The organism is Stenotrophomonas sp. 278 (assembly GCF_003935715.1).
GTDB lineage: Bacteria > Pseudomonadota > Gammaproteobacteria > Xanthomonadales > Xanthomonadaceae > Stenotrophomonas > Stenotrophomonas maltophilia_AH.
In genome coordinates this window covers 1-4,794 of record NZ_RHPP01000105.1, presented here as the reverse complement: position 1 = coordinate 4,794, position 4,794 = coordinate 1, and the positions used below count along the sequence as shown (strand labels likewise).

Sequence of the window (4,794 nt, the reverse complement as noted above, 5' to 3'; positions counted from 1 at the left end):
GTCTTGGTGGGCTGTCAAGGATTCGAACCTTGGACCTATTGATTAAGAGTCAACTGCTCTACCAACTGAGCTAACAGCCCTGAAAACTCAGGCGATCATTGTAACGATTCCGCCTTTTTTTGCAACCCGGAAGCGCCTTCGGCGCACCTGGCCTTGAAACAGTGGGGTGGCTGAGGGGATTCGAACCCCCGACCACCGGAATCACAATCCGGTACTCTAACCAACTGAGCTACAGCCACCACTGAAACCTTTTGAATCCATCCGGTTTGTCGAAGCCACGCAGGGCGTGGCTCTACATTCCGTTCTGGTGGGTCGATGACACGCATGGCGTGTCACTACCTACCTACCCTGACGCATGCGCCAGATGGCGCGCCCGACAGGAATCGAACCTGTAACCGCCGGCTTAGAAGGCCGGTGCTCTATCCAGTTGAGCTACGGGCGCTCATTCCGGATTGTCGCATTCCAATCCCGTTTTGAGCAGCGGATTGGTCGGGGTAGAGGGATTCGAACCCCCGACATCCTGCTCCCAAAGCAGGCGCGCTACCAGACTGCGCTATACCCCGGCGGTAAATCCCTCGAGGTTGTCCCCGAAAGAGTCGGCTATTTTGGGAACCGCAGAGGCATCTGTCAACGGTTTTCACACAAAATTTCACAAACATCGCTCCGCGTGCCACTGCGGTAGCCGGCAGGCCGCCCGCTCCACTATGCTCGCCCCAGCGGCCGGACGGCCTCCATCCACACCTTCAAGGAGATTGGCAATGCGCAGCGGCAACCCCGCCCTTTCCGAATCGACGTTCCTGGACCTGTCCAGCGGTGCCGTCGTCGCCCGGCCCGACCAGGCCATGACCCTCAATGGCACGGTCAACAAGACCGGCATCCTGCTGCTGCTGACGGTATTGACCGCCGCCTTCGCCTGGAGCCAGACGGTCGGCATCGATGGGCAGATCAACCCGGCTGCAAAGCTGTACGCCATCGGCGGTGCCGTGGGCGGCCTGATCCTCGCGCTGGTGACGGTGTTCAAGAAGGAATGGTCACCGGTGACGGCTCCGGCCTACGCGCTGGTGGAAGGCTTCTTCCTGGGCGCGATCTCGGCCATGTTTGAAATGCGCTTCCCGGGCATCGTCTTCCAGGCCGTGCTGCTCACCTTCGGCACCCTGTTCGCGCTGCTGTTCGCGTACCGCAGCGGACTGATCAAGGCCACCGAGAACTTCAAGCTCGGCGTGGTCGCCGCGACCGGTGGCATCGCTCTGCTTTACCTCGCCTCGTTCGTGCTGGGCTTCTTCAACATCAACGTCCCGGTGATCCATGAAGCCAGCTGGCTGGGCATCGCCTTCAGCCTGTTCGTGGTGGTCGTGGCGGCACTGAACCTGGTGCTGGACTTCGATTTCATCGAGAGCGGCGTGGAAGCCGGTGCACCGAAGTACATGGAATGGTACGGCGCGTTCGGCCTGATGGTGACGCTGGTGTGGCTGTACGTGGAGTTCCTGCGCCTGCTGTCGAAGATCCAGCAGCGCTGACGTAGAGCCGGGCTCTGCCCGGCTGCACGGGGACCATGAAAAAAAGGGCCGCGAAAGCGGCCCTTTTTCATGCAAGCCGGGCAAGCCCGGCGCTACGAGAAGCAAGCCGGGCAAGCCCGGCTCTACGCGCGCGCGGTCGATTACAGGCGGCTGGCGATCGCCTGGGCGAAGCCCATGGTGTTGCCGGTGCCGCCCAGGTCGCCGGTCAGCGAGTCCTTGGCTTCCAGGGTGGCGACGATGGCCTTGCGCAGGCGCTCGGCGTTTTCCGGCTGGCCGAGGTGGTCCAGCATCTGCGCGGCGGCGAGCAGCAGGGCGCAGGGGTTGGCCTTGCCCTGGCCGGCGATGTCCGGCGCGGTGCCGTGCACGGCTTCGAAGATGGCCGCGTCCTTGCCGATGTTCGCACCCGGGGCCAGGCCCAGGCCGCCAACCAGACCGGCGCACAGGTCGGAAATGATGTCGCCGAACAGGTTGGTGGTGACAATGATGTCGAACTGTTCCGGACGCATCACCAGCTGCATGCAGCAGTTGTCGACGATCATTTCCTGGAACTCGATGTCCGGGTACTCGGCGGCGACTTCACGGGCGACGTTCAGGAACAGGCCCGAGGTCGACTTGATGATGTTGGCCTTGTGCACGGCGGTGACCTTCTTGCGGCCGGTGCTGCGGGCCAGCTCGAAGGCGTAACGGACGATGCGGTCCGAGCCCTTGCGGGTGATGCGGGTACCGGAGAAGGCGGTTTCGCCGTCGGCCGAGACTTCCTGGCCTTCGGCCAGATAGGCACCTTCGGTGTTCTCACGCACGGTGATCAGGTTCACGCCGTCGCCGAAGCGCGACTTGGTGTTCGGGAACGAGGTGGCCGGGCGGACGTTGGCGTACAGGTCGAAATGACGGCGCAGGCTGACGTTGATCGAGGTGAAGCCGCCACCGACCGGGGTGGTCAGCGGGCTCTTCAGGGCGATCTTGTTGCGCGCGATCGATTCCAGGGTGGAAGCCGGCATCAGGTCGCCGTGCTTTTCAAGGGCCACCAGGCCGGCGTCGGCTTCTTCGTATTCCAGCCCGGCGTTCAGCTTGTCGAGCACGAAGAGCGTGGCGTCCATGATTTCCGGGCCGATGCCGTCACCGCGGATGACCGTGATTTTCTGCGTCATTGATATTTATTCCGAGCCTAGGGGGAGCGCCGCCCATCGGGTCCGGCGCAGGAAGTTACCACTGCAATTATGCCCCACCCGGGCGGATGACCCCAAATAGACAAAGGTCCCACACCGGTAGCGCCCGACCGTGGGTCGGGCGTCTGTTCATCAATGCGCGTGGGCGTCCGGGGCGGCGGCACCGCCTTCCAGCTGGTCGAGGAAGTCCACGGCGCGGCGCAGGTGCGGAATGACGATCGACCCGCCGACCACCAGGCCGACCGAGAAGGTCTCGAAGAACTCCTCACGGCTCACGCCGGCCTCTTTGCACTGGGCCACGTGGTAGCTGATGCAGTCATCGCAGCGCAGCACCATCGAGGCCACCAGACCCAGCAGCTCCTTGGTCTTCACGTCCAGTGCACCGGCCTGGTAGGTCTGGGTGTCCAGCGCGAAGAAGCGGCGCACCACCTGGTTGGGTTCCCCCAGGATGCGTTCGTTCATGCGCTTGCGAAAGTCAGTGAACTCCGCGATCCGGTCCTTGCTGGCGTCGTCGGCCGCGCTCATGCCTGCTCCCCGTTCAGCAGGGGCTCAAGCTTGCCGGCCTGGTGCAGCGCCATCATGTCGTCGAACCCACCCACGTGAACGTCGCCGACGAAGATCTGCGGCACGCTGGTACGGCGGGTCCTGGCCATCATCTTCTCGCGCTCGGCCGGGTCCAGGTCGATCCGGACCTCGGTCCAGGTCTCACCCTTGCTCTTCAGGAAGTTCTTGGCCGCCACGCAGTAGGGGCAGACGGCGGTCGAGTAGATGGTGATGGGCGGCTTCCCGCCCGGGTTGGAAGCGACATGTTGGCTCACGGGAAACTCCACAGCGGAACGAGTGTCTGTATATGGTATCGCCCTGCTGGAATTTCGATGCCATCGCCGCAACACTGTGGATTAACAGCAGATTTCGGCAGGGTCTGTCACGCTACCTGCACACCCTGCCCCACCTGTCCGCCCCGGAGCCCCGCTTGCGCCCTCTGCTGCTCTCTGCCGCACTGACCCTGGCCCTGGCCGCGCCGCCGACACAGGCCCAGGACACCAAGCTGCCAGACATCGGCTCGTCTGCCGGGGAACTGCTGACCCCGGCCCGCCAGGCCGAGTATGGCGGCATGATGCTGCGCGAACTGCGCAACTACGGCATGTTGCTGGAAGACCCGCTGGTGGACGAGTGGCTGCAGACGATGGGCACCCGGCTCGGCTCCAACAGCGCGCAGCCGCGTCAGCCCTATACCTTCTTCATGCTCCGCGACCGCCAGATCAATGCCTTCGCTACCCTGGGCGGCTACATCGGGGTGAACGCCGGACTGGTGCTGACCGCCGAGCGCGAGGATGAAGTCGCTGCGGTGCTGTCGCACGAAATCGCCCATGTCACCCAGCAGCACGTACTGCGTGGGGTGGAGCGCGCCCAGCGCGACCAGATCCCGATCCTCCTGGGCATGCTGGCAGCGGTCGTGGCTGCGCAGCAGGCCGGCGGCAACTCGTCCGGCGACGCGACCATGGCGGCGATCACCTCGGGCATGGGCCTGATGCAGCAGCGCCAGATCAACTACACCCGCAGCAACGAGTCCGAGGCCGACCGGCTGGGCATCCGCACCCTGGCCCGCAGCGGCTACGACGTGGACGCGATGGCCGGGTTCTTCGAGCGCATGTCCGCGTCGATGCGCGGCAATGCCGGCGGCTACTCGGTGCCGGACTTCCTGCAGACCCACCCGGTCAACATCACCCGTATCAGCGAGGCCAAGGCCCGCGCCGAACAGATGAAGAAGGACACGGTGCTGCTGACCACGCAGACCCCGACCGGGGTGCGTACCGAGCGCGTGGACCCGTCCGATCCGGCTTTGTCCGACCCGCTGGTCCAACGCGGCAACCCGTTGCTGCCCTCGGGCATGCAGTTCTCGGTGAACGCGCTCAGCCGCGGGGCATCCGGCCAGTTCGACTGGGCCCGCGAGCGGCTGCGGGTGCTCAGTGCGGATACCCCCGGCGAGCTGTCCCTGGAATACCAGAATCTGCAGCGCTCCCAGAAGAATGGCCTGACCGATGCCCAGCAGTACGGGCTGGCGCTGTCCCGGTTGCGGGCGGGCGGCGCTGCCCAGGCCCGCGCCGACC

The 4,794-nt window shown here is 64.6% G+C and carries 5 protein-coding genes and 4 tRNA genes; 2 read left to right on the top strand and 7 right to left on the bottom strand.

Translation table 11 applies throughout. The features are described from left to right. Nucleotides 1-4: 4 nt before the first annotated feature. The 4 genes from EGJ34_RS15820 to EGJ34_RS15805 form a co-directional block, all read right to left on the bottom strand. Nucleotides 5-80: transfer RNA gene (locus EGJ34_RS15820), tRNA-Lys, on the bottom strand. A gap of 82 nt (nucleotides 81-162) precedes the next feature. Then, nucleotides 163-239: transfer RNA gene (locus EGJ34_RS15815), tRNA-His, on the bottom strand. Between the two features lie 126 nt (nucleotides 240-365). Continuing rightward, a tRNA-Arg gene (locus EGJ34_RS15810) sits at nucleotides 366-442 on the bottom strand. Nucleotides 443-486: 44 nt separating this feature from the next. Further along, a tRNA-Pro gene (locus tag EGJ34_RS15805) sits at nucleotides 487-563 on the bottom strand. A gap of 195 nt (nucleotides 564-758) precedes the next feature. Between EGJ34_RS15805 and EGJ34_RS15800 the strand changes: the two genes are divergently transcribed. Beyond that, a complete protein-coding gene (locus tag EGJ34_RS15800) occupies nucleotides 759-1,517 on the top strand; it encodes a Bax inhibitor-1/YccA family protein (RefSeq protein WP_185750204.1) in 759 nt (252 codons plus the stop codon). Between the two features lie 140 nt (nucleotides 1,518-1,657). Here EGJ34_RS15800 and EGJ34_RS15795 read toward each other — a convergent pair whose 3' ends face one another. From EGJ34_RS15795 to grxC, 3 genes are all read right to left on the bottom strand, one after another. Beyond that, nucleotides 1,658-2,665, bottom strand: a complete 1,008-nt coding sequence (locus EGJ34_RS15795; protein WP_125361469.1) for an isocitrate dehydrogenase — start codon at nucleotides 2,663-2,665, stop codon at nucleotides 1,658-1,660. A gap of 150 nt (nucleotides 2,666-2,815) precedes the next feature. Beyond that, nucleotides 2,816-3,208 (bottom strand): carboxymuconolactone decarboxylase family protein, encoded by a 393-nt coding sequence (locus EGJ34_RS15790; RefSeq protein WP_125361468.1) that lies wholly within the window; start codon nucleotides 3,206-3,208, stop codon nucleotides 2,816-2,818. After that, entirely contained in the window at nucleotides 3,205-3,501 is a 297-nt protein-coding gene (gene grxC, locus EGJ34_RS15785) for a glutaredoxin 3 (RefSeq protein ID WP_125361467.1), read from the bottom strand. Before grxC ends, EGJ34_RS15790 begins: the two co-directional genes overlap by 4 nt. Before the next feature lie 155 nt (nucleotides 3,502-3,656). Here grxC and EGJ34_RS15780 point away from each other — a divergent pair. Continuing rightward, on the top strand, nucleotides 3,657-4,794 hold a 1,138-nt coding region (locus EGJ34_RS15780), incomplete at its 3' end, for a M48 family metalloprotease (RefSeq protein WP_125361466.1).